Annotated in this window: 24 protein-coding genes and 1 tRNA gene; 7 read left to right on the top strand and 18 right to left on the bottom strand. The window is 73.7% G+C overall.

All coding sequences use genetic code 11. The annotated features are described in order from the left end of the window. Positions 1-19 precede the first annotated feature (19 nt). The gene (gene ilvA / locus ACEQ2X_RS00340) at positions 20-1,246 is read right to left on the bottom strand and encodes a threonine ammonia-lyase (protein WP_370323745.1); all 1,227 of its coding nucleotides are present in this window, start codon (positions 1,244-1,246) and stop codon (positions 20-22) included. Positions 1,247-1,291: 45 nt separating this feature from the next. Then, the gene (locus ACEQ2X_RS00335) at positions 1,292-1,822 is read right to left on the bottom strand and encodes a CGNR zinc finger domain-containing protein (RefSeq protein ID WP_370323744.1); all 531 of its coding nucleotides are present in this window, start codon (positions 1,820-1,822) and stop codon (positions 1,292-1,294) included. 101 nt (positions 1,823-1,923) lie between these two features. Between ACEQ2X_RS00335 and ACEQ2X_RS00330 the strand changes: the two genes are divergently transcribed. Next, positions 1,924-2,553, top strand: coding sequence for a hypothetical protein (locus tag ACEQ2X_RS00330; protein WP_370323743.1), 630 nt, complete (start codon positions 1,924-1,926; stop codon positions 2,551-2,553). Between the two features lie 21 nt (positions 2,554-2,574). Here ACEQ2X_RS00330 and ACEQ2X_RS00325 read toward each other — a convergent pair whose 3' ends face one another. The 3 genes from ACEQ2X_RS00325 to ACEQ2X_RS00315 are packed head-to-tail and all read right to left on the bottom strand — an operon-like array spanning position 2,575 to position 4,552. After that, positions 2,575-3,345, bottom strand: coding sequence for an SCO1664 family protein (locus ACEQ2X_RS00325; RefSeq protein ID WP_370323742.1), 771 nt, complete (start codon positions 3,343-3,345; stop codon positions 2,575-2,577). A gap of 53 nt (positions 3,346-3,398) precedes the next feature. After that, complete coding sequence (locus tag ACEQ2X_RS00320) at positions 3,399-3,938, bottom strand: DUF3090 family protein (protein WP_370323740.1); 540 nt, start codon at positions 3,936-3,938, stop codon at positions 3,399-3,401. Then, positions 3,935-4,552, bottom strand: coding sequence for a histidine phosphatase family protein (locus tag ACEQ2X_RS00315; RefSeq protein ID WP_370323739.1), 618 nt, complete (start codon positions 4,550-4,552; stop codon positions 3,935-3,937). Before ACEQ2X_RS00315 ends, ACEQ2X_RS00320 begins: the two co-directional genes overlap by 4 nt. 99 nt (positions 4,553-4,651) lie before the next feature. On the opposite strand from ACEQ2X_RS00315, the gene ACEQ2X_RS00310 reads away from it, so the two are divergent. After that, positions 4,652-6,052, top strand: a complete 1,401-nt coding sequence (locus tag ACEQ2X_RS00310; RefSeq protein ID WP_370323738.1) for a class II fumarate hydratase — start codon at positions 4,652-4,654, stop codon at positions 6,050-6,052. Positions 6,053-6,272: 220 nt separating this feature from the next. Here ACEQ2X_RS00310 and glnD read toward each other — a convergent pair whose 3' ends face one another. The 4 genes from glnD to ACEQ2X_RS00290 form a co-directional block, all read right to left on the bottom strand. Continuing rightward, positions 6,273-8,774: a [protein-PII] uridylyltransferase gene (glnD, locus tag ACEQ2X_RS00305; RefSeq protein ID WP_370323737.1), complete on the bottom strand. Its 2,502-nt coding sequence runs from the start codon at positions 8,772-8,774 to the stop codon at positions 6,273-6,275. Positions 8,775-8,779: 5 nt separating this feature from the next. Continuing rightward, positions 8,780-9,118 (bottom strand): P-II family nitrogen regulator, encoded by a 339-nt coding sequence (locus ACEQ2X_RS00300; RefSeq protein WP_370323736.1) that lies wholly within the window; start codon positions 9,116-9,118, stop codon positions 8,780-8,782. Between the two features lie 110 nt (positions 9,119-9,228). Beyond that, positions 9,229-9,846, bottom strand: a complete 618-nt coding sequence (locus ACEQ2X_RS00295) for a response regulator (protein WP_370323735.1) — start codon at positions 9,844-9,846, stop codon at positions 9,229-9,231. A 65-nt stretch (positions 9,847-9,911) separates the two neighbouring features. Next, positions 9,912-11,030 (bottom strand): NYN domain-containing protein, encoded by a 1,119-nt coding sequence (locus tag ACEQ2X_RS00290; RefSeq protein WP_370323734.1) that lies wholly within the window; start codon positions 11,028-11,030, stop codon positions 9,912-9,914. A 71-nt stretch (positions 11,031-11,101) separates the two neighbouring features. On the opposite strand from ACEQ2X_RS00290, the gene ACEQ2X_RS00285 reads away from it, so the two are divergent. Both ACEQ2X_RS00285 and ACEQ2X_RS00280 read left to right on the top strand, forming a co-directional pair. Beyond that, positions 11,102-12,022, top strand: a complete 921-nt coding sequence (locus ACEQ2X_RS00285) for a hypothetical protein (RefSeq protein WP_370323733.1) — start codon at positions 11,102-11,104, stop codon at positions 12,020-12,022. Between the two features lie 40 nt (positions 12,023-12,062). Next, a tRNA-Leu gene (locus tag ACEQ2X_RS00280) sits at positions 12,063-12,136 on the top strand. 21 nt (positions 12,137-12,157) lie between these two features. On the opposite strand, the gene ACEQ2X_RS00275 is transcribed toward ACEQ2X_RS00280, so the two are convergent. Beyond that, a complete protein-coding gene (locus ACEQ2X_RS00275) occupies positions 12,158-13,390 on the bottom strand; it encodes an EAL and HDOD domain-containing protein (RefSeq protein WP_370323732.1) in 1,233 nt (410 codons plus the stop codon). Positions 13,391-13,559: 169 nt separating this feature from the next. Between ACEQ2X_RS00275 and ACEQ2X_RS00270 the strand changes: the two genes are divergently transcribed. Further along, positions 13,560-15,404 carry a DUF389 domain-containing protein gene (locus tag ACEQ2X_RS00270; RefSeq protein WP_370323731.1) on the top strand — a complete coding sequence of 615 codons (1,845 nt, stop codon included), beginning with the start codon at positions 13,560-13,562 and terminating at the stop codon, positions 15,402-15,404. A 13-nt stretch (positions 15,405-15,417) separates the two neighbouring features. On the opposite strand, the gene ACEQ2X_RS00265 is transcribed toward ACEQ2X_RS00270, so the two are convergent. Further along, the gene (locus ACEQ2X_RS00265; protein ID WP_370323730.1) at positions 15,418-16,671 is read right to left on the bottom strand and encodes an NUDIX domain-containing protein; all 1,254 of its coding nucleotides are present in this window, start codon (positions 16,669-16,671) and stop codon (positions 15,418-15,420) included. Then, positions 16,668-16,991 (bottom strand): MTH1187 family thiamine-binding protein, encoded by a 324-nt coding sequence (locus tag ACEQ2X_RS00260; RefSeq protein WP_370323729.1) that lies wholly within the window; start codon positions 16,989-16,991, stop codon positions 16,668-16,670. The genes ACEQ2X_RS00265 and ACEQ2X_RS00260 overlap by 4 nt, the downstream gene beginning before the upstream one ends. Positions 16,992-17,149: 158 nt before the next feature. Here ACEQ2X_RS00260 and ACEQ2X_RS00255 point away from each other — a divergent pair, with 158 nt between their 5' ends. Beyond that, positions 17,150-18,892: a nitrite/sulfite reductase gene (locus ACEQ2X_RS00255; protein ID WP_370323728.1), complete on the top strand. Its 1,743-nt coding sequence runs from the start codon at positions 17,150-17,152 to the stop codon at positions 18,890-18,892. 246 nt (positions 18,893-19,138) lie between these two features. Further along, complete coding sequence (locus ACEQ2X_RS00250) at positions 19,139-20,008, top strand: HAD family hydrolase (RefSeq protein ID WP_370323727.1); 870 nt, start codon at positions 19,139-19,141, stop codon at positions 20,006-20,008. On the opposite strand, the gene ACEQ2X_RS00245 is transcribed toward ACEQ2X_RS00250, so the two are convergent. From ACEQ2X_RS00245 to ACEQ2X_RS00220, 6 genes are all read right to left on the bottom strand, one after another. Further along, the gene (locus tag ACEQ2X_RS00245; protein ID WP_370323726.1) at positions 19,962-20,231 is read right to left on the bottom strand and encodes a helix-turn-helix transcriptional regulator; all 270 of its coding nucleotides are present in this window, start codon (positions 20,229-20,231) and stop codon (positions 19,962-19,964) included. The two genes, ACEQ2X_RS00250 and ACEQ2X_RS00245, sit on opposite strands and share 47 nt — an antisense overlap. Further along, positions 20,231-20,734 carry a hypothetical protein gene (locus ACEQ2X_RS00240; RefSeq protein WP_370323725.1) on the bottom strand — a complete coding sequence of 168 codons (504 nt, stop codon included), beginning with the start codon at positions 20,732-20,734 and terminating at the stop codon, positions 20,231-20,233. The genes ACEQ2X_RS00245 and ACEQ2X_RS00240 overlap by 1 nt, the downstream gene beginning before the upstream one ends. Positions 20,735-20,887: 153 nt before the next feature. Continuing rightward, positions 20,888-21,415 carry an NUDIX domain-containing protein gene (locus ACEQ2X_RS00235; protein ID WP_370323724.1) on the bottom strand — a complete coding sequence of 176 codons (528 nt, stop codon included), beginning with the start codon at positions 21,413-21,415 and terminating at the stop codon, positions 20,888-20,890. A 49-nt stretch (positions 21,416-21,464) separates the two neighbouring features. Continuing rightward, positions 21,465-22,385 (bottom strand): exopolyphosphatase, encoded by a 921-nt coding sequence (locus ACEQ2X_RS00230; protein ID WP_370323723.1) that lies wholly within the window; start codon positions 22,383-22,385, stop codon positions 21,465-21,467. After that, positions 22,382-22,978, bottom strand: a complete 597-nt coding sequence (locus tag ACEQ2X_RS00225) for a DUF501 domain-containing protein (RefSeq protein ID WP_370323722.1) — start codon at positions 22,976-22,978, stop codon at positions 22,382-22,384. The genes ACEQ2X_RS00230 and ACEQ2X_RS00225 overlap by 4 nt, the downstream gene beginning before the upstream one ends. Positions 22,979-23,019: 41 nt before the next feature. Beyond that, the gene (locus ACEQ2X_RS00220) at positions 23,020-23,379 is read right to left on the bottom strand and encodes a septum formation initiator family protein (RefSeq protein ID WP_370323721.1); all 360 of its coding nucleotides are present in this window, start codon (positions 23,377-23,379) and stop codon (positions 23,020-23,022) included. Between the last annotated feature and the right edge of the window lie 23 nt (positions 23,380-23,402).

Here is a 23,402-nt window from a genome sequence, read left to right as displayed (position 1 = left end):
CCTCCCCGCCCTGCCCGGGTCAGACCGCCACCGGCGGCAGCTCGGCGTCGACGGGGTACCCGGCGTCCTCGAGGACCTCGACGAGGTGGGTGATGTGCGAGGGGCCGCGGGTCTCGAGCTCGAGGACGACCTCCACCTCGAGCACCCCCAACCGCGTGTTGAGGCGGTGGTGCTCGACGGCGATCACGTTCGCCTTCGCGTCTGCGACGATCCCGAGGAGGGTGGCGAGGGCACCGGGCCGGTCCACCATCCGGGTGGTGACCACGAGGTAGCGCCCCTCCTCGTACAGGCCGGACTGGATGATCCGGTTGAGCAGGAGCGGGTCGACGTTCCCGCCGGACAGCACGGCGACGGTCGGGCCGTCCACCTCGACCGCTCCCTCGAGCAACGCCGCCAGCGCAGCGGCGCCCGAGGGTTCCACGACCTGCTTGGCCCGCTCGACCAGCAGCAGGACGGCGCGGGCGATCGCCTCGTCCGACACCGTCACCACGTCCTCCACCAGCGCAGCCATGTGCGCGAGCGTCAGCTCACCCGGGCGCTTGACCGCGATCCCGTCGGCGAACGTCGTGGTCTCGTCGAGGGTGACCGGGTGTCCGGCTGCGAGCGACGCCACCGCGCTGGCCGCCCCCGCGGCCTCGACCCCGATGATCCTGACCTCGGGGCGGCTCCCCCTGATCGCCGCGGCCATGCCGCTGATCAGGCCGCCACCGCCGATCGGGACCACGACCGTCCGGACCTCGGGGGCCTGCTCGAGCACCTCGAGCCCGACGGTGCCCTGCCCGGCGATGATGTCGCGGTGCTCGAAGGGGGGGATGAACGCCGCGCCGGCCTCTGCGGCGTGGGCCTTCGCGGCCGCCAGGGCGTCGTCGAACCCGGCGCCGTGCAGGACCACCTCCGCCCCGTAGCCGCGCGTGGCCTCGACCTTCGGCAGCGGCGCGTCGACGGGCATGAACACCGTCGCGGTCACGTCCAAGCGGCTCGCGGCCAGCGCCACGCCCTGGGCGTGGTTGCCCGCGGAGGCGCAGACGACACCGGCCGCCTTCTCCTCGTCCTCGAGCTGGATGATGCAGTTCGTCGCCCCGCGGATCTTGAACGAGCCGGTGCGCTGCAGGTGCTCGCACTTCAGCAGCGTCGGGTGGCCGACCAGCTCGCTGACCGCGCGCGACTCCTCCATCGGCGTGACCTGGGCCAGGCGGCCGATGCGCGACCGGGCGGCGGCGACGTCCTCGGCGGTGACGAGCTCCATCGGGCGATCCTAGGTCCTGGGCCGTCGCCGGCCGCCGCCTGCCGGTCAGGCCTCGTCGCCGCCGCTGCTCCTCGCGCGGTGGGCGGCCACGTGGACCCGGTTGGCGCAGGTCCGCGAGCAGAACCGCTGCCGCCCGTTGCGGGTGGTGTCGACGAACACGTCGTCACACGCCGGGCAGACGCCGAGGCGGTCGGCGCCGTAGTCGCAGAGGACCAGGGCGAGCGCCATCGTCATCGACGCCCCGATGCAGCGGAGGTGCCCGGCGCTCGGCGGCACGTAGTGCATGTGGTAGCCCTGGCCGTCGTGGTCGACGACGTGCGGGTGGGGTTGGTACAGGGCGATCAGGTCGTTGAGGACGCGGACCTTCTCATCCAGCGCCTCGGCGGTGAAGACCTGCCGGAGCCTGCCGGCGAGGTGGCTGAGCCCATCGATGTCGAGCGGGTCGTCACCGACCTCGAAGCGCTTGACCAGGTCGCGGATGACGTCGTCGTCCGGCGTCTCGTCGGCGTTCGCCAGGGCGTTCGCCAGGCCGACGGTCTCGGCCATCGTCCTGGTCGTGTAGTGGCCGTAGTCCATGCGCTCCCCCGGGAGTAAGGGCTGAACCGATCCGCGGAGCTTACCCGGCGGCTCATCCCCCGATGCGGCCCCTGGCGCTCCGACCCTGCATCATGGGGGGCGTGAGCGAGCCCACTCCCCGCGATCCGCTGGCCGTCGAGTCCCCGAGCCGGAACGGCACCTTCTTCGTCGTCGCCTCCGGGGTGTTCCTGGTCACCTTCCTGGTCTTCATCCTGGTGGTGTCCCCCCGCCTGCAGGACCAGCTGGGGCTGACCGAGGGGGCCGTCGACTTCCCCACCCCGTCGGTCCGCACCGAGGTGCCGCTCACCGCCGAGGGCGACGAGGTCGGGAAGGCGATCTGGGACGCCGGCGGCGTGTGCGCCGAGGTCATCGACTCCGCCGGCAGCATCTTCCGGACGTGCGCCGAGCCCGACGTCCTGCGGGGCATCTGGGGGATCGACGCGCCGGACGAGGCCACGCCCGCGTACGTGATCGTGGCCGCCCCACCGGAGGCCGCGACCGTGACGATCACCACCACCGACGGCGACGAGGTCGAGGTCGCCACACAGGCCCGGGACCTGCCGGCGGCCTGGGCGATCGCGCCCCTGCCCACCGGGGCGGTCGTGGCGGAGGTGGCGACGTTCGACGACGACGGCGCGGACATGAGCGTCGGCGAGTGCGGTGTGGAGGACGCCCCCGAGGGCGGGCCGCGCCGCCTGGCCGGCGGCTGCCTCGTACCGCGGGAGGACTGAGCGCCGCCGCAACTGCCCCGGTCAGACGGGTGGCCAGGGGTACCAGCGGTGGTCCGGGTCGATGTCCGGCATCGCTTCCATCCCCGCCACCTGTCCGGCGCGGGCGGCCAGGACCCGGACCTCGCTCGCCGTGAGGAGCTCGTCGAGCCGCTCGGCGAAGGGCTCCCCGTCGCGGATGCAGCGCCGCAGGCGCTGCAGGTCGTCCGCCCAGGCGGCGGCGAAGGGGACGTGGGAGAGGTCCCAGATCACCGTGCGCAGCTTCGGCTCGACGTGGAACGTCAGCCCGTTGTCGATGCCGTAGATCCGATCGTCGCGGGCGTGCCGCAGGACGTGGCCACCCTTCCGGTCGGTGTTGTTGACCACCATGTCGAACATCGCCATCTGCGCGAGCGGCACGTCGAAGCGTCCGTCGTCGGATTCGATCAGGGTGAAGTAGTGCTCGGTCGGGTCGTGGGGGACGAACAGCTGCAGCGAGCCGGGTCCGCGGGGGCCGTCGCGCTCGACCGTCGGGGGGACCAACCCCCAGCCGAGGAACTCGCTGAGCTCGTAGGCGGCGACCTCGCGCAGGTACAGCTGCCCGGGGAAGTCCCACAGCGGCCGCTCGTGCGACCCCGGCTTGTAGATGGCGAAGAGGTTCTGCTCGGCGGGCCCGAGCCGGCACAGCATCGTGCCGTTGCTCGCGTCGCTGATCACCCCGAGCGGCTCGAGCTCGTCGGCCCGCAACCGGCGGCAGCCCTCCTCGTGGTCGTCGACGAAGCCGACGGTGCTGGCGTCGAAGGCGGCTGAGGTCATGGAGCGTCGAAGGCGGCGGAGGTCACGGGGCGGCGGTCACGGCGCGGCTGCGGTCAGATCCGCTTCGGGCCCGAGCCGTTGGTCAGCGGGCAGCCCATGCAGCCGGCGAGGGGGTCGCGGAGGCCCTCGCACACGTTGCAGCGCTCCCGTCCGCCGTGCTCCACGGCGAAGGCCGCGAAGGCGGCGAGCCCGACGAGCTGGTCGCGATCCATGACGAAGCGGGCGGTGGCGGGCTCGGGATCGGCGTCGTCGTCGAGCAGCTCCGGATCGGTGATCAGCTCGGTGGCCTGCAGGACGAACAGCTCGCCCTCCTCGTCGCTGCCGAGGCTCATCTGCCCGGCACGCCAGATCGGCTGGACCGGCCCGTGCAGCTCGAGGTCGGAGTCGACGTCGTCCGGGGTGACGGTGATGCCGACGCGTTCGAGCAGCTCCTGGGCCAGCTCGGCCAGCGACCGGACCTGGCCCTTCTCGACCACCAGGGCGACGTACCGCCCGTCCTTGCGGGCCTGCACGTAGAAGGTGCGGTCGCCGGGCGGGCCGATCGAGGAGGCGGTGATCCAGTCGACGGGCTCGAAGGAGACGTCGTCGCTCATGTGGAGGGTGAGGGGGAGGGGCGGGGGACGTGGTTGAACGACACCAGCGAGGGGCGTTGGCCCTTGCCGGTGCGGAGGACGGTGATCGAGGCGGGGTGGACCTCGAGCCTCTGGAAGGTGTCGAGGGGCATCCCGACGTAGAAGGCGACCACGGCCTTGATGATGTCGGCGTGGCTGACGACCGCCACCAGCTTCTTGTCGTGGCGGGCGGCGATCTCCTCGATCGCCGTGGCCGCGCGCTCCTGGGCGGCGCGGATCGACTCGCCGTCGGGGAACGTGACGAGGGACGGGGTCTGCTGGATGACCGGCCACATCTTGGTCCGCGTGAGGGGCTTCAGCGGTCGGTCCGTCCAGCGGCCGTAGTCGACCTCGATGAGCCCCTCGGCCGGCCTGACCGTCAGCCGGTGCGGCCGGGCGACGATCTCGGCGGTCTCGGTCGTACGCGGCAGCGGCGAGGCGTAGACGGCCTTCAGGTCGACGTCGCGCAGGTGCTGGCTGGCCGCCTCGGCCTGCGCACGACCCGTCTCGGACAGCGACGCGTCGGTCCGCCCGCCCAGTCGGGAGCCGGTGGCGGCGGTGACGGCGTGTCGCAGGAGGTAGATCGTGGCGGCCATCGACCGGCGAGCCTACCCGTGGCCGCAGCGGCCACGGAGCCGCCAGTCGCGGGCCGTCCGGCCTGGGTCGCCGCCCCGGCCGGGGACTATCGTGAGCCCATGAGCGACGACTTCAGGACCGAACGTGACTCGATGGGCGAGATGCAGGTGCCTGCCTCCGCCTACTACGGCGCCCAGACGCAGCGGGCGGCCGAGAACTTCCCGATCTCGGGGATCCGGATCCCCCGCGCGCTGATCAAGGCGCTCGGCCAGATCAAGGCCGCCGCAGCTGTGGTGAACGAGGCCAAGGAGGTCATCACGGCCGAGCAGGCCGACGCGATCGGCCGAGCGGCGCAGGAGGTCATCGACGGCGACCTCGACGAGCACTTCGTCGTCGACGTGTACCAGACCGGGTCGGGCACCTCGTCGAACATGAACACCAACGAGGTCATCGCCAACCGGGCGACGGAGGTCCTCGGCGGCGACCTCGGCTCCAAGCTGGTCCACCCCAACGACCACGTGAACGCCGGCCAGTCATCCAACGACGTGTTCCCGACCGCCGTCCACGTCGCCGCCTACCAGGCGTGCGCGGACGACCTGCTCCCGGGCCTCGACCACCTGCAGTCGGCGCTCGAGGAGAAGGCCACCGCCTTCGCCGACATCGTGAAGTCCGGCCGCACCCACCTGATGGACGCCGTCCCGGTCACGCTGGGCCAGGAGTTCAGCGGCTACGCCCGCCAGATCGCCCTCGGCCGCGCCCGCGTCGAGGCGGCGCTCGAGCGCGTCGCCGAGCTGCCCCTGGGCGGCACCGCGGTCGGCACCGGGCTGAACGCGCCGGAAGGCATGACCGAGGGTGTGATCACCGAGCTGCGGTCCCTCACCGGGCTCGACGCCCTGCGCGAAGCCGACAACCACTTCGAGGCCCAGGGCGCCCGCGACGCGCTGGTCGAGCTGTCCGGCGCGTTGAAGGTCAGCGCCGTCAGCCGGACCAAGATCGCCAACGACCTGCGCTGGATGGGCTCCGGCCCGCGGACCGGGCTGATGGAGATCCGCCTGCCCGAGATCCAGCCGGGCAGCTCGATCATGCCGGCGAAGGTCAACCCGGTGATCCCCGAGTCGGTGACCCAGGTCGCCGCCCAGGTGATCGGCAACGACGCGGCGGTGACCGTCGGCGGCCTCAGCGGCAACTTCGAGCTGAACGTCTACATCCCGATGATGGCCCGCAACGTGCTCGAGTCGATCTCGCTGCTCGCGAACACCTGCCGGAACTTCGTCGACAAGTGCATCGACGGGATCGAGGCGAACGAGGGCCGCGCCACCGAGCTGGTCGAGAAGAACCTGTCGACGGTGACCGCGCTGGTCCCGGCGATCGGCTACGACAAGTCCGCGAAGCTCGCCAAGCAGGCGCTCGAGGAGGACCGGCCGCTCCGCGAGGTCGTGAAGGCCGAGTCAGGCCTGTCCGAGGACGAGGTCGACCGGATCCTCGACATGAAGCGCATGACGGAGGGCGGGGTCCTCTAGAGGGGCTAGGGATCGCTCGGGTGCGCGTGCGCGCGACGAGTTCGAGCGCGATCGGGGCCTCCCTCGCCTGACGGCGAGGTTCGGCGCGATCCTGAGCTGCAGAGCGCCACGACCTTGGGCGCCATCGGGGCCTACTTCGCCTCATGGCGAAGTAGGCCCCGATCGTGCACCCCCGGCGTGCCGGCGTGCACCCCCGGCGTGCCGGCGTGCCGACGCGGGCCTACGGCGACGCGACGGCGGGGCTGTCGAGCAGCGCGGGCTCGAGGGCGGCCTGCAGCTCGGGGAGGGAGGGGACCTCGCCGGCGACGAAGAAGGTGTCCCGCACCTCGGGGCCGAGCGTGGCGACGAGCGCGCCGAGCAGCTCGGTCCCGAGGTCGCTCAGCACCCGGGAGACCCGGAACAGCGCCCCGGGGCTGGCGGGCCCGTGGACGTCGACGCGCGTGGTCGCCCCCTCGACCGAGATCCGCACCCGGACGGCGACGGGCTCGGCCAGCGCCGGCGGCCGGGCGTCGCGGGCCCGCTCGCGCCGTTCGACCGCCTGCGCGACGTCGAGGCGACCTCGGGCCGCGGCGTCGAGGTCCGCCGTCACCGCCGCCCAGTCGACCTGGTCGGGCGCGGTCACGACGAACCAGTCGAGCGCCGCCCCGCCGGTGTGGGTGAACACCCGGGCCTTCAGCACCTCGATCCGGTAGGCGGCGAGCACGCCGACCAGGTCGGCGAAGAGCGCGTGGCGGTCCGGCGCGGCGATGGACACCAGCTCGGTCGACGGGACCGGACCGGGGCGCACGTCGGCGGCCAGACCGTCGCCGCAGGTCGCCATCAGCCGCGTGTGGACGGCGAGCTGCTCGGGGCTCGCGTCGCGGACGTACCGCGACGGCAGCCCCTCGGCGACGGACCGCAACCGCCCCTCGTCCCCGCCCGCGGCCACGGCGGCACGGATGATGACATCCGGCGCGGTGGGGCGGTCGAGGATGCCGACGTCACCCTGCAGGAGGGCCCGAGCGCGCTCGTAGAGCCGCCGGATCAGCAGGTCCTTCCACTCCGACCAGGCCGGGGGACCTGTCGCCCGGCTGTCGGCGAAGCTGAGCAGGTAGAGCCCGTCGAGGGTCTCCACGTCGCCGATCCGGATCGCGACCCGCTCGACCTCGGCGGGGTCCTCGATGTCGCGTTGGGTCGCCACGTCGGGGAGGACCAGGTGGTGGCGGATCAGCCGCGCGATCCGGTCGGCGCGCTCGGTGCTGCACCCCATGTGGAGGGCCCACTCGCGGCCGACGGTCTCCCCCGCCACCGAGTGGTCGCCGGGCCAGGCCTTGCCCACGTCGTGGAGCCAGGTGCCGAGGACCAGGCCGTCGGGGTCCTCCATGGCGGCGTAGATGTCGGCGTGGGCGGCGTCGATGCGGCCGTCGGCCACGTCGGCGAGCCAGGCGGCGGCGTGCATCGCGTGGGTGTCGAGGTCGTAGGTGTGCAGCGGGTTGCGCTGGGGGCGGCCGCGGACGCGCTGCCACTCGGGCAGGTAGGCGTCCCACAGCCCGAGGTAGTCGGCGTCGCCCATCGCGGCCATCCCACCCCGGCCGGCCCGCAGCACCGACACGAACGCGTCGCGGGTCGCGTCGTCCCACGGCAGCGACCCGACCCCCTCGACCTCGCGGCGCAGCCGCATGGCGCTGCGGCGGCCGAGGACCGTCCCGTTGGCCGCGGCGGCGGCCCCCGCCCGCATGCCGAGGGAGGGGTCGCCCGCCAGGTGGGCGTCGGCGGCGACCTCGACGAGGCCGTCGACCAGCACCAGCCCGTGGCCGACGGGTTCGGGCAGGGGCCGCCGTCGGCGCCGGCCCCGCGTCGCGTCCGCCAGCATGACCGGCCAGGTCCGGGCGTGGAGGTGGGCGATCGTGCGGGTGGCCAGGCCGACGTCGCGGAGCAGCTCGTCGCCGTCGGCCATCCCGAGGGCCGTCGCGGCCTCGTCCTGGAGGTCCAGGCGCAGCGTGTTCCGCACGCCGCGTCCGCCGACGAGGTGCAGGGCGCAGCGCGCCGCGAGCAGCCGCTCCCCCGCGTCGGCGAGCAGGGCCCGGTCCTCCGCCCCCAGGTAGCGGGCGCCGACCAGCGGGTCGAGTCCGGCCTCCCCGAGCAGGATCGCCCCGGCCCAGCGCAGCGAGTGGAGGTCGCGCAGCCCACCGGTGCCGTCCTTCAGGTCCGGCTCGAGCGCGCCGGGTGATCCGCCGTGGCGGCGGTGCCGCTCGGCGTCGGCGGCGACGATCTCCTCGGCGAACGCGCCCCCGCTGCGGCGCAGCCACCGCGTCACCCGGGCGGACAGGTCGTCGGCCATCCCGACGGACCCGGCGACGAGGCGGCGGTCGGTCAGCGCGGTGGCGGTGTCGATCCGGTCACCGGTGGAGCGGATCGCCTCCTTGGTCGTCCGCACCGCGTGCCCGACGGACAGTCCCGCGTCCCACAACGGGTAGCAGAGGGCCTGGACCAGGGCCTCGAGGTCCAGGCTCGCCCAGCCGTCGTGCAGCAGGAGGAGGTCGATGTCGGACCGCGGGCACAGCGACCGCCGGGCGTAGGACCCGAGGGCGACGACCGCCACGCCGCCGGACACCCGCCGCGACGACGCCTGGAACCGCGCCAGGTGCTGCTGGAGGGACCGGTCGACCCGCGCGGTCCACTCGAGCGCCCACGGCCGTCCCGGCCGCGCGTCGACCGCGTCGACGTCGAGGTCGGGGAGCACCCCGCTCAGAGGGCGTCCGGCCCCTGCTCACCGGTCCGGATGCGGATGACGTCGTCGAGGGGCATGACCGCCACCTTGCCGTCGCCGATCTTGCCGGTGCGGGCCGACTTGACGATGGCGTCGATGACCCCGTCGACCTGGTCGTCGTCGACCATGACCTCGATCTTGCTCTTCGGCACGAAGTCGACCTGGTACTCGGCGCCCCGGTAGACCTCGGTGTGCCCGCGCTGACGGCCGAAGCCGCGCGCCTCCGACACCGTCAGCCCGGCGACACCGACCTCGCGGAGGGCCTCCTTGACGTCCTCCACCTTGAACGGCTTGACGATCGCCATGACGAGCTTCATCTCATCTCCTTCGTGAGCTGCCCCGAACGGGACGGAGCACAGCGGGGTCTGAGCCTAGTCAGGGGACCGTTACTGCCCAATGCGCACGCCGTTTCCGACTGGTTACAGCCTCAGCCGAGGAGACCGCGCCGGAACGCGTGGGCCACGAGCTCGGTGCGGTCGTGCACCTCGAACTTCTTGAACAGGTTCTCGAGGTGCTTCTGCGCGGTCCGCGCGCTGATGCCGAGCTGCTCGGCGATCTGGCGGTTGCCCATGCCCTCCGCGACCAGCTCGAGGACCTCCTGCTCGCGGGTGGTCACGTCCGGTCGGCCCATGGGGACGCCGCGCTGGGCGTCCTCCAGCAGCTTGGGGACGAACTCCTGGCCGATGACGGTCTCACCGGCGACGGCGGACCGGATGCCGGCGGCCAGGTCGGCCCCGGCCACGCTCTTCAGCAGGTAGCCGTCGGCGCCGGCCGCCAGCGCCTCGCGCAGGTTGCGGGAGGTGTCGTGGACGCTGAGCATCATGATGGTCACGGTGGATCCGGAGGCGCGGAGGCGCCGAGCGACCTCCACCCCCTCCTCGTCCCCGAGCCGCAGGTCGAGCAGGACCAGGTCCGGCTCGGACTCGCCGACCACGGCGACGGCCTCCTCCACGGTGCTGGCCTCCCCGACCACGTCGATGTCCTCGTACTGGCCGAGGAGGCTCTGGAGCCCCTCCCGCACCAGCGAGTGGTCATCGACGATCACCACACGGATCGTCTCGGTCACCTCGGCTCGACTCCCTGTCCGTCGTGGGCTGGTGGAGGGTACGACTAGGCCGACGGGATGGCTAGGACGTAGTCGTCGACCTCGTCGTCCCACTCCATCGAGATGATGTCCCGCGTCCGCGCGGCCTTGCAGAACTGCAGGAAGCCGCCGAAGCCGAACCGCTTCTCGCTGAAGTCGGGCTGGACGGCGCGGAGCTTGTCCTTCAGCCCCGACAGCGGCGTGGGCGCGTGCGCCTCGACGGTGCGCCGCAGCAGCGCGAACGCGTCCTCCTCGTTCTTCGACGCCTCGGGGAAGCTGACCTCGGGGTCGCCCTTGGCCGGCCCGACGCTCAGCTCGACGACGCCCTTCGACTCGAGGTCGCGGAGCATCTCACCGAACCCGCGGAAGCCGAAGTCGGCCTCGTTGAACGTGGGGTCCTTCCGGATCATCGCCCGCTTCAACCCGGACGCGAGCACGACCCCGTCGGCGCTGCGCTGCAGACCCGACAGGGTCTGGGTGACGAGCTTGCCGATGTCGGTGTCGCGGTCGACGTCCTCGGTCGGCTCGTCGTCCTCCTCCGGCGGCGGAGGGGGTGGAGGGGTCGCGTCCTTCGCCGGTTCCCGACGGCTGTCGCCGCCGCTGGGCCGACCACCGCCCCCGCCGCGGCCGCGGCCGCCGCCGCCCTTCTTCTTCTTGCGCGGCAGGTCGACGCCCTCGATCCGCTCGTAGAAGAGGAACTCGTCGCACGCCGGTGGCAGCAGGTTGGACGTCGAGGCCTCGAGGCCGACGCCGATCACCCGCTTGTTCAGCTCCCGCAGCTTGTTGACCAGGGGTGTGAAGTCGCTGTCGCCGGTGCAGATCACGAAGGTGGTGATGTAGTCGCGCTCGAAGACGAGCTCGACCGCGTCCACGGCCATCTTGATGTCCGCGGCGTTCTTGCGGACCGCACCCATCCGCTGGGGGATCTCGATGAGCTCCACGTTCTCCTTGGTCAACATGCGCCGGTCGTCGTCGAAGTACGACCAGTCGGCGTAGGCGCGGCGGACCACCACCCGCCCCCGCTCGGCCAGCGCGTCGGCGAGGGGGCGGAGTGCGAACTGCATCCCGCGCAGGTCCTCGCGCGCGCCGATGGCCAGGTTCTCGTAGTCGAGGAATAGCGCGATGCGCTCCTCGTCGGTCGTCATGGTCGGTCGATGCTCCTCTGGGGCAGTCGGACGTTGCGGTCGGCGGCAACCATACGCGTACCCTCGATCGGGTGGATCCCACCCCGGTCACCGCCGACCTGATCCTGCGCCGCCACCTGGAGCAGATCGGGCTGGCCGAACCGGGGACGCCCACCGGGGATGCGCGGGGAAGCGGGTTGGGCCGCGCGGTCGCGGCCTGCCGGGCACAGGCGCACGGCCTGACCCTCGCGCTGGCGGCCGCACGACGGGGGGTGGTCGGCGCCCGCCCCCTCGACCGGCCGCTCCGCCGTGACGCCCTTGCTGACCTGTGCGTCGAGCTCGAGGCCAGCGCAGCCGGCACCGCCCGCGCCGCCGCCCTCGCCGACGAGGTGGCCCGCGGCGCGGCCGGGGTGGAGGGGTCGCTGGCGCTCCGCGGCCTGGTCCCGGTCGTGACGCTCACCGCGACGACCGCGGCGGTCGCCGCGGCGGTGGAGGCGGTCACGTCCCTCGCCGGTGATCCCAGCGGATCCGGGCTCGTGGCCGACGCGGTCGCTCTTGCCGTCGGCGGGGCGGTCGACGGGGGCGGTCCCGACGACCTCGCGCTCGAGCTGCTGCGCGCCGCGGTGGACGAGGGCGCGCTGTCCGCCGTCCTGGCTGACGCGGCAGAGCAGATGGCCGGGATCGACCGACCGGCGCTGGCGGACACCGTCCACCTGCTGACCGACCAGATCCGCGTCCTGATCGACGCCGCGGAGGCCTTCGCGGAGGTCGACGTCGCCGATGTGGAGACCGGCATGCGGACCTACGCGCTGCACCTCGGCCACGTCTGCGCCGCCGTCGCCCTGGTGGTCCACGCCGCCCACCGCCTGGACGCCGACGACGACGGGACCGGCGTGGCCGTGGTCGATCGCTACGTCGCACGCCACCTCGGCGACCGGCGCTCGCCGATCCCGACCCCGCAGCGCCGGGCGGCGGCTGACACGATCCTCGCCTCGGTGCTCTCCGACGTCTGAGCCACCGCCGGTCCGGGCCGTGCGACACTGCAGGTGTCGAGGGGGCGTGGCCCAACTGGCAGAGGCATCCGACTTAAAATCGGTTCAGTGTGGGTTCGAACCCCACCGCCCTCACCGCGGCGCTCCCGCGCGCGATCAGGCGACGCGGGCGAGGCCCTCGAAGGCGCGCTCGGTCGAGGACAGGAAGGCGCGGAGCACGTCGTCGGGCTCGAGCCCGCGGGCCTCGCACTCCGCCCAGCGGTCCTCCTCGACGGCGATCGCGCAGGCGAGCAGGTCGCCGAGGACCCCCTCGCGGCGGCCGATCGCGCGGGACAGGTCCTCGGGCAGCGGCAGCTGGGCCAGCACCGCCGGCATCGGTAGGTCGACGAGCGCGTCGAGGATGCTGAGGAGCCCGACGGTGTAGGCGGCGTGGGGGGAGGCCCCGGGGTGGTCCTCGGCCAGGAGCTCGCACATGTGGGCACGCACCAGCGCGGTGTTGACCAGCTCGAGGGACTTGCCCGCCACGCCGGACATGGCGAGCAGGCTGGCCCAGGACCGGATGCGGTCCAGCCCGACGTAGATCACCGCGGCGCGGATCGAGTCGACCCGGTTGCGCAGGCCGACGGCGGCGGAGTTGACGAACCGGAGGACGCTGGTGGACAGCCCGGGGTCGCCGGCGATGACGTCGATCATGTCCTCGAGGTCCACGGCGGGGTCGTTGAGGCGGCTGATCAACCGGAGGGTGCGCATCCGGTCGCCCGGCACCCGACGGCCCTCGACGACGTGGGGGCGGGCGTAGTGGTAGCCCTGGAAGAGGTGGAAGCCGAGAGCACGGGCACGCAGGTGCTGCTCGGGGGTCTCGACCTTCTCAGCCACGAGCGTGACACCCGGCCGCCGGTGGCGGGGCAGCTCGCGCGCGATGGTGTCGAGGTCCACCGCCTGGAGGTCGACCTTCAGGATCTTGACGTACCCCAGCAGCGGATCCCAGCGGGGGTCGAAGGTGTAGTCGTCGAGGGCGAGGGTGTAGCCGTCCCGGGCCAGTCGGCGGACGGCTGCGATGAGCTCGTCGTCGACCTCGACGTCCTCGAGCACCTCGAGCACGACCTGGTCGCGGTCGAACGGGATCAACGGCTCCACCAGGAACCGGCGCGTGAGGTTGACGAACGCGAGCCGCTTGCCGACCAGGCGCTCGAGCCCGAGGTCGAAGAAGGTGTTGAGCATGGTCACCGAGGACGCGCGGTCGCCGTCCCAGGTGAGGTCGGCCTCGGCGGGCCGGTAGAGCAGCTCGTAGCCCACGACCCGTCCGCAGCGGTCGAGGATCGGCTGGCGGCCGACGCGGATGTCCGCGCCGACGGCCGAGGCCCCCGGCCCCTGCCGAACTCCGGTCATCGGTGTGTCAACCCCTCCACGTCCTCGTCATCGACTGCGTCCTCACCGGGTTCGATCGGCGGCTCGGCGTCCGGTCTGAGCGGTCAGACCGTGGAGGGTCGCATCCCGCCGTCGACGCGCCCCGCGACGTGGTGTGGCGTCGGGTGCGCGGAGCGGCCATAGTCGCCGGGTGAGCGCCTCGCCCGACCTGCCCGCGCCGGACCGGCCCCTGCCCGAGGAGCCCGACCAGGCGCTGCAGCCTGTCCCCGACCACGCCCACACCGTGGTCGTCCCGATCGCCAACCCCGACACGGCCGTGGAGCTGCTGGCGCTCGCCCGCGCCCTCGTCCGCCGCGACGGGGGACGGGTCATCGCCCTGGTCGTGGTCCTCGGCGACGCGGACGCCGAGGCGAACCTCGACCGGACCGAGGCGGTCGAGGCCATCGTCGACACGGCCCGTGCACGCGACGGCCGGACCGCGCTCGAGGTGGTGACCCGTCCGGCGTCGAGCATCGCCCGCGGGATCCTCGACACCGCTCGGGAGGAGCGCGCCGACCTCGTCGTGCTGGGCGTCCAGGCGCCGACGCCGGGCGGGGTGGCGATCGGCGGGATCACCGAGCCGGGGATCGCCGCCGCCGCCGGCGACGTGCTGGTGTACCGCCGGGGCCTGCACGGCCGGGGGCTCGAGTCCATCGAGGGCATCACCATCGGCGTGGACGGCTCCGCCGACGCGCGGGTCGCGGCGCGGACGGGCATGATCCTCGCCGAGGGCCTGACCCTGCCGGCCGCGGCAATCCACGTCCAGCCGCGCGGTGAGGACGACGACACCGCGGCGCGCACCCTCGACTCCGCGCTGCGCGGCCTCGACGGCGAGGAGCGGTGCCGTCGCCGCGTGGTGCAGGCCACCACCGCGGCCGAGGGGTTGTGCGAGGCCGTGCCGCCGAGCCACCTGGCGGTGGTCGGGTTCCACACGACGTCGGACCTGACCGGGAGCCGGCTCGGGCGCACGACCAGGCGGACGCTCGACGCGCTGCGCGGGCCGGTGCTGGCGATCTCCCGCCCGCAGCGGCTGTCCGGTCCCGAGGAGGCGGTCCGGCGGGTCGTGCGGCACCTGCGCCCACGGCTGACCGAGGCGGAGGAGCAGTCGCTCGTCTGGCACGCCCGGCTGGACGCGATCGCGAGCACCGACTTCGTGGTGCTGTCGGTCGTCTCGGCGATGCTGGCCACCCTCGGCCTGCTGCTCGACTCCGCGGCGGTGATCATCGGCGCGATGCTCGTGGCGCCGCTCATCAGCCCGCTCGTGGCGTTCGGCACCGCGATGGTCGACGGCGACGTCCGGACCCTCAGGCGGGCGGCGGCGACGAGCGCGCTCGGGTCGGTGCTGGTGGCGTTGACCGCCGCGGTCATCGGCGTGCTCGCCGGGCCGGACGCGGCGACCCAGGAGATGCTCAGCCGGGGGTCGCCGTCGATCCTCGACGCGGGGGTCGCCGCGGCGTCGGGGGTCATCGGGGGGTACGCGAGCGCACGACGGGGCATCCCCGCCGCGCTGGCCGGCGTCGCCATCGCCGCGGCCCTCGTGCCCCCGATCTGCGTGTTCGGCCTGGCGCTGACCCTCGACGTGCAGCTGGCGATCGGCTCCGGTCTGCTGTTCGTCACCAACATCACGTTCATCGCGGTCGCGGCGGCGGGCGTCCTGCTGTGGCTCGGCGTCCGGCTCGAGCCGACGGGGCGCCGGCGGACCCGCTACGTCAGGTTGACCGCGCCCGTGATGGGGATCGTGATGCTGGCGCTCGCGACCTTCGGCCTCGCCAGCCGCGGACCGGACCTCACCGGGATCGGCCGGGACGTGTCCGAGGCCCTCGGCGGGGTCGAGGTGGTCGCCGTCGAGGGCTCCCGGCGCAGCGAGGCGGTCACGGTCACGATCCGCACGGCCGAGGTGCCCGCGGAGGCGGCGCTGACCGACGCCGTGGCCGCGGTGGAGGCGGCGCACGGCGTCGCGGTGCGCGTGGCCCACCAGCCGCTCCTCGTCGACTGACGCGGCCCGCCCGTCACTCCGCCCAGGCGGCGGGTCGATCGACGACCTCAGCGCGGACCAGGGGACCGGCGGCCCGGCTGAGGTGCAGGTCACCGACGAACGGGAGCGCACCCGGCGCGGTGTGCCCGGGCACCAGCGGGGCGAGCGCGACGGTCACGTCGGCGGACACCGTCTCGCCGATGACGCCCTCGACGGGGTGGATGCCCGACGGCAGGTCGACCGCGACCAGCGGAGCAGCGGTGTGGGTCAGCGCCGCCGCCACCGACCGGACCGGTTCGCGGAGCGGTCCGTCCAGGGACCGTCCGACCAGCGCGTCGACCACGACGCCGGCCTCGGCGACCGCGGCCACCACGTCGGCGTGGGCGACGGGCGCGGTCACGTCGATCAGCGACACGTCCCCGCCATCGGCCGCCAGGCGCTCGGCGACGCCGCGACCGAGCCTGCCGGTCCGGCCGCGTCCCGCGAGCACCACCACCGGGCCGGGCGGACGGCGGACGAGTCGGTGGACCGCGCCGACCACGTCGCTGACGGCCTTGTCCCCCGAGGGTGGGGGGCCGCCGCCGTCGGGGGCCACCGCGATCGACTCGAGGTCTCGCAGCCGGGCGACGCGCCGGGTGGGGGCGGGGACCAGCCCGAAGGCCTCCGGGTCGTCCCATGGTCGCACCTGCGCCTCTGCCGGGAGGTCCTCGGGGCGGGTCCCGCCGCTCCAGGTCGGGTCCATGACCTGGAGCAGGACGCCGGTCACCACGGCGGTGGCACCCCACAGGAGCCGGCGGGGTGCGAGCTCCCAGGCCCACGTGGCCCCGGATGCGCTGAGGGGGACCGCTCGCCACCGCGCGGGCTCCCGCAGCGTCGTGGTGGACACCGTCAGCACCTCGGCGACCTCGGCGTCGTTCGGCGACAACCGGTGCGGCCGCTCCCAGACCGCCACCACCGCGGACATCCAGAACCTGGACGGCGGGATGTAGAAGGCGGGCAGGCGTCCCAGCAGGCGGACGCTGGCGGGGTCGAGCCCGATCTCCTCGACCGCCTCGCGGACCGCCGCCTCCTCGATCGTCTCACCGGGATCGACGCGCCCGCCCGGGAAGCTGATCTGGCCCGGGTGGCTCGACAGGGTGGGCTGGCGCCGGGTGTAGGTCAGCTGCAGGGCACCGTCGGGCTGCTCGGCGAGCAGGACCAGCGTGGCGCCGACCCGGGCGGTGCCCGGCGGGTCGAGGGCGTCCTCGGGGACACCGTCGAGCCCCGCGCGGAGCGCGGCGAGGGTCATGCGGCGGACGGCGCCCCGCCGCCGCGGCGCCGCTTCCCAGACAGGCTCGCGAGCTTGTCCTCCCCCCGCTGGTCCGGCTTGTCGGTCCGGACGTCGAACTTGCAGGTGAAGGACACCCGGGGCGACACCTCGAGGACGGCGTCGCCCGCGGCCCGCAGAGCGGTCATGCACTCCTCCCAGGTGCCCTCGAGCAGCGTGCCGGACGGGTCGGTGCGATGGCTGATGCCGGTCGCCTCGACCGCGTCGAGGGCACGTGCCACCTCGGCCGAGACGCTGGGCGAGCCGGTCCCGATCGGGGTCACCGAGAACCACACGAGCATGGTCGATCCTCTCCGGCCCGTTCGCGGACCATCGGTTTGCACTGTTCCATCGCCCGGTTGCCACTGTAACCACTGCGCGACGGCTGGGTGGCGGGAGGCGGGCCTCCTAGCCTTCGTCAGACCGCGTCCGCAGGGCAACGCCCAGATCAGGAGCCCAGATGGTTACCGCCTCGTACGCCGACTACGCCGAGATCGATCAGTTCGAAGGGGTCATCGCCGCCTGGAGGGCCGGCGAGATCGACGACGACGCGTTCCGGGGCAAGCGGCTGCACATGGGGTGCTACGGCATCAGGAACTCCGACACCCACATGGTGCGGGCGAAGGTCCCGGGCGGGCTGCTCGAGCCGGACCACCTGGAGGCGATCGCGGACGTCGCCGACACCCACTCCCGCGGCTTCGCACACATCACCACCCGCCAGAACTTCCAGCTGCACTTCGTCCCGACCGACGAGCTGCCGGCGCTGCTGCGGCGCTTCGCGGACGCCGGTCTGACCACGCGCGAGGCGTGCGGGAACAGCGTGCGGACCATCACCCAGTCCCACCTGGCCGGGATCGACCCCGACGAGGTGGTGGACACCCGGCCGGCGGCGGAGGCGATCACCCGGTACTTCCTGCGCCACCCCCTCACCCAGAACCTGCCCCGCAAGTTCAAGATGGCCTTCGACGGGTCGGCGAAGGACCACGCGCAGCTCGGCATCCACGACATCGGCTTCCTCGGGCGGCTCGACGGCGACGGCAACCCGGGGTTCGCCCTGTACGTGGGCGGTGGGCTCGGGTCCGCCCCGCGCGAGGCCGACCTCCTCGAGCCGTTCACCCCCGCTGACCGCGTGCTGCCCACCGTCGAGGCGATCCTCGAGATCTTCGACGAGCACGGCGAGCGGAAGAACCGCGTCCGCGCCCGCATGAAGTTCCTGTTGAAGAAGTGGGGCATCGAACGCTTCCGGGCGGAGGTGGAGACCCGCCGCCTGCGGCTCGAGCGGGAGCGGACCTACCCCTCCCTCGACGTCCCGGTGCGCCCGCGGGGCGGGTCCCACGCGGTGGACGCCCCCCCGCCCCCCGCCGGTGACGTGGTCGCGCCCGGCGCGCTGGTGGAGTACGAGCGCTGGCGCGACGCGAACGTGTTCGCCCACCGCACCGAGGACGGCTCGACCGCCTACGGCGCCTACGCGACGTTCCACCTCGGCGACGTCACGTCGACCCAGCTGCGGGCGCTCGCGAAGGTGTGGCGGGAGTTCGGTGACGCGGTGCAGCTCCGCACGACGATCCGCCAGAACCTGCTGTTCGTCGGGTTGACCGCCGAGCAGGTCCCCGCCCTGTTCACCACCCTGCACGCAGAGGGGATGGCGCTCGCCCGCGCGGAGAAGTCCGGCGACGTCGTCAGCTGCCCCGGCGCGGAGACCTGCAACCTGGCCATCACCGCCTCGCGCGGGCTCGCCGAGGCGGTCACGGCCGCGCTGCAGTCCAACGGGCTGCACGAGATCGAGGACCTGCGGATCAACATCTCGGGGTGCCCGAACTCCTGCGGCCAGCACACCACCGCTGACCTGGGGTTCAGCGGCATGGCCCGCCGCGACCCCGACGGCAACGAGGCGCCCGGCTACCGGGTGTACGTCGGTGCGCGGGTCGGCGACGGCGGCGCGAAGTTCGGCCACTACGTCGCGAAGGTGCCCGCCAAGAAGGCCCCGGACGTGGCCGTCGCCTTGGTCGAGCGGTACGCAACCGAGCGCGAGCTCGGCGAGCAGTTCGCCGACTGGGTCGCACGGGTCGACCCGAAAGCGATCAAGACGGACCTGAAGGCGCTCGACACCATGCCCGCGCTGGCCGAGGACCCCGACTTCTACGTCGACTGGGGCCACTCCGACCGCTTCGCGGTCCAACTCGGCCAGGGCGAGTGCGCCTGACCCGTCCCCACGGGCTGTGAGCCCATCGGCTGCCCACTGACCGGTGCCCCACGGCCGCCGACTGCACACTGACCGGTGCCTCACGGCCGTCGACTGCACGCTGACCGGTGCCCCAAAGCCGTCGACTGCACGCTGACCCGGAGGGTGCCAGACGACGTGCAGATGGTTGGGCCGCACCACCCGACGGCGGGCAGTTCCCGGCCCACGGCACCGGACGACGTGCAGCTGACCGCCTAGCCTGCCGGCATGCGCAGACGGGTGAAGGCCGTCGTCACCGACCTCGACGGCACGTTCTGGTGGGGACCGGCGCAGGTGCACGACTCGACCCTCCCGTCCGTGCAGACCCTGCGGCAGCGGGGCATCCCGGTGCTGTTCGCGACCGGCCGGCGGTACGCGTCCGCCCACGCCGGGTTGCACCCCCTCGGCCTGGCCGGTCCCGCCGTGCTGCTGTCCGGGGCGATCGGCGCGGACCTGCTCGACGGGAGGGAGTGGCACCGCACGGCGTTCGACGCCGAGGCCGGCGCGGCGGTGCTGGCGGCGTTCGAGGTCCACGGCCTCCCCCCGGTCGTCCACGTCAGCGACCACGACGTCGACGCGGTCGTGCCACCGGGGTGCCGCACCCACCCCTCCCACCTGCGGGCCCTCGGCCACCCCCTGCCCGGCGACCCCCGCCCCGCCGTCGCCGCAGGGCGGGTGGTCGGGTTCGGTGTCTGCGGCCTGGGACCTGAGGACGTGGCAGCCGGCCTCGCGGTCGCCCGTGCGGTCGCGCCGTTCGCCCAGGCCTACACCGGCCCGGACCACGTCATGGGCGGGTGGACGATCATGGTCGGCCCCCACGGGGTCTCGAAGATCAGCGGCATCGAGGGGTGGTGTGCCGAGCTGGGCGTCCACCCCTGCGAGGTCCTGGCCGTCGGCGACGGGGACAACGACCTCGAGATGCTCGCGTGGGCGGGGACGTCCGTCGCCGTCACCGGCGGGTCGGCGGAGGCCGCCGGTGCCGACCACGTGATCGCCGCGCCGCAGGACGGCGGCTGGGCGACGGTCCTCGACCTCGTCCGACCGGCTCGGCTCAGGCCGGCGCGTCGCGGCGGTAGACCTGCTCGCTCAACGGGGTGAAGGGGCGGTCGCTGAACACCGCCTCGAGGGGCAGGTCGAAGAAGCGGGCGATCCGGAACGCGAGGGCGAGGGAGGGGCTGTACTCGCCGCGCTCGAGGTAGCCGATGGTGCGGTAGTGCACGTCGACGGCCTCCGAGAGCTCCCGGCGGGACAGACCCCGCTCGGTGCGGAGCACGGCGATCCGGTTGAACAGCTGGTCGGCGTCGCTCGGTCCGCGCGCCATCACGCGCTCCCGCGGACGCGGTCGCCGTCCACCGGCGGCGCCACGCCCTCCACCTCGTCGTCCTCGTCGAGGTCGTCACCGGTGTCGCGCCAGGCCACCACCGCGCTGGGCAGGGTGAACACCGCGATCACCAGCGCGAAGGCGGCGTCCAGCACCACGTCCAGGCTGATCTCGCGGCTCCCGGCGACGAGCGGGGCGCCCACGAGCGTCCACAGCGCCAGCAGGACGAGCGCGCCGCCGAGGATCCGGTAGCTGATCAGGTGCGCCTCGTCGCGGACGGCGCGCTCACGCTCGTCGAGCTGGTCGTCGGGTGCCTGCGCGAGCCGCCGCCGGAACTCGTTGACGAAGACGAAGGTGGCGATCCACAGCGCGACCGCGAGGACGACGAGCACCGCGACGGGCACGCTGTCGAAGGGCGGTCGCAGCCTGAGCCCGTCGTCGAGCACCAGCAGCGACAGCGGGTACAGGCCCACCGCACCGACCGCGGCGAGGCGCCTGAGCACGAGGGGCGGCGTTGATCGCTCTTGCTCCGGTCGTCGCCGCGTGAACATCCGCTCGAGCACCATCGGGATCACTCCTGTCGTACATCGTTCTTTCAGGTAGTAGAAATACTACATCGTTGACCCTTGGACGACAAACCTGTGACGCACCTGCCGTCACCCCCGAGGAAGGCCCAGGTGGGCCTCGAGGAGGGGCAGGACGACGTCCGGGGAGTCGCTGACCACGTCCCGTCCGGTGATCCAGGAGCGGAGATCGGCGGCGGGCACCTCGTCCACCTCCGCCACCTCGCCATCCGCCGGCGCCACGGGCCCGTCGTACGGCGCCACGAAGACCCTGCCGAGCAGGGCGGCGCCCGGAGCCTGCCACGTGACCTGGCCCAGGTCCTCGAGGTCGACGCCCGTGACACCGGCCTCCTCGGCGAGCTCGCGGCGCGCGGACTCGCGCCACCCCTCCCCCACGTCGCAGATCCCGCCGAACGCGAGGTCCCACGCGCCGGGGTAGACGTCCTTCCAGTCCGCTCGCCGGTGGACCACCACGTCGCCGGAGGGGCGCAGCACGACCACGTAGGTGCAGCGGTGCCGTGCTGCGCGTCCGCGCCGTCTGAGCTCCGCGCGCGTGACGACCTCGAGCACCTGCCCATCGGCGTCGACCAGCTCGACGGGCTCGGTGCCCGCGTCAGCCACCGCCCACCTCGAGTGTCATCGGGAGGCCAGCGTCATCGGGAGGCCAGCGTCATGGCGAGGCCAGCGTCATGGCGAGGCCGTCGAGCACGTCGGCCTCGCTCACGACGACGTCGGCGAAGCCGAACCGCCCGACGAACTCGTCGAGGATGAGCGCGCCGGCCGCGAGGACGTCCTCCCTCCCGGGCTGGACCGGTCCGAGCCGCCCGATCGCAGCGGCGGAGGTCGAGAGCAGGCGCTCGGCGAGCTCGCTGACCGCGGCCGCGGCCAGGGACGTCCCGTGGACCGCGCCCTCGACGTAGCCGTCCAGCTCCGCGTGCAGCGCCGCGAGCGTCGTCACGGTGCCCGCCACGCCGATCAGCGTCGCGGCCCGGCCGGGCGCGACGGCGGCGTCGACCTCGTCGAGCTCGGCGTGCACCAGCGCCCGGGCGGTGTCGACCTGGTCCATCGTCGGCGGGTCAGCGGTCAGGACCCGCTCGGTCAGGCGGACGCAGCCCATCCGCCGGGACGTCGACGCCTCGACGTCGTGGTCCCCGACCACCACCTCCGTGGAGCCCCCACCGATGTCGAGCACCGCGTACGGGCCGGGGTGCCCCGACAGGGTGGCGGTGGCGCCGAGGAAGGCCAGCCGGGCCTCCTCCTCGCCGGACAGCACCTCGGGCCGCAGACCCGCGGCCGCCGCCACGGCGTCGGCGAACTCGGCGGCGTTCGCGGCGTCCCGCGCGGCGCTCGTGCCCGTGATGCGCACCCGCTCGACATCAGCGGCCCGCCACGCCGCGGCGTAGGCGCGCACGGCGTCGGCGGTCCGCGCGATCGCCTCGTCGGCGAGCCGGCCGGTGGCGTCCACGCCCTGGCCCAGGCGGACGATCTCGAGGCGCCGGTCGATCGGCCTGAGGCCGGCAGCCGGGTCCACGTCGGCGATCAGCAGGCGCGCGGAGTTCGTGCCGATGTCGACGGCCGCGACGCGGGTCATCCGTGCCCGTCCCCACCCGCACGTCCCTCCGGCAGCGTCGCGCACGGGGCCGGGCAGGGCATCGGCTCGAGGCGCTCGGCGACCCACGCCCCGACGGCGGAGTCCCGGGTCGCGAGGTGGTGGGCGTACAGGCTGTGGAGGCACTTCACCCGGTCCGGCATGCCGCCGGCCGCCGGGTCGCGCGGCACCCGCGGCCCGAGCGCGTTGCGGAACGCGACGTAGCGCTGGCCGGCGGCGCGGTGCGCCGGCGCGAGGTCGTCGGGGTCCTGCACGCGCCGGCTGAGGTCCTGCATGACGCCGGAGGCCTCGAGCGTGCCGACGTGTGAGCTCGCGAGGGGGCAGGCCAACCAGAAGGCGGTCGGGAACGGCGTGCCGTCAGGCAGCGCCGGGTCGACCCGCAGCACGGCGGGGAGCCCCCAGCCGCAGCGCACCGCAGCCGCAGACCGCCCGCGCAGCGGTCGGCCGATCATCTGCGCGGCGAGGGCGCGGTCGTCGGCATCCATCTCCGGACGCGTCGCCTGCGCCTCGTACCCCGCGTCGGCGGCCGCGGTGAGGGCGTCGGCGGTCGGGTCGGGCGCGTCCGGCGGCTGCATCCGCACCAGTCTGACAGGCGGCCCAGGTCACCGCGCCCAGGTCACCGCGCCCAGGCGAGCACCCAGTCGACGACCCGCTCGACCGGCGAGGGGGACGGCTCCTCGTCGGTCGCGGGGTTCGCGTTCACCGGGGCCGGCGCCTCGGTCGGCGGGTTGACGACGATGTAGGGCACCTCGCCGGGACGGGCCATGCCGAGGTCCTCACGCGCCTGCTCCTCCAGGGCGGCGGGGTCCTGCAGGCGCTCGGCCTCGGCCTCGAGTCCGTCGACCGCCTCGTCCAGGGAGCGCTGCTCGGCGACGAGGGTCGCGAGGCGGTCCTGGGCCGCGGTGTAGTCGGCGTACGGGCCGATCGCCATGAACGCGACGAGCAGGACCAGCACGGCGATGCCCGCGAGGTACATCCGGTCGCGGTGACGACCACGCG

The organism is Euzebya sp. (genome assembly GCF_964222135.1).
Taxonomy (GTDB): Bacteria; Actinomycetota; Nitriliruptoria; order Euzebyales; family Euzebyaceae; genus Euzebya.
Note: the sequence above shows the minus strand (reverse complement) of the source record. Positions and strands in the feature narration are given on the sequence as shown.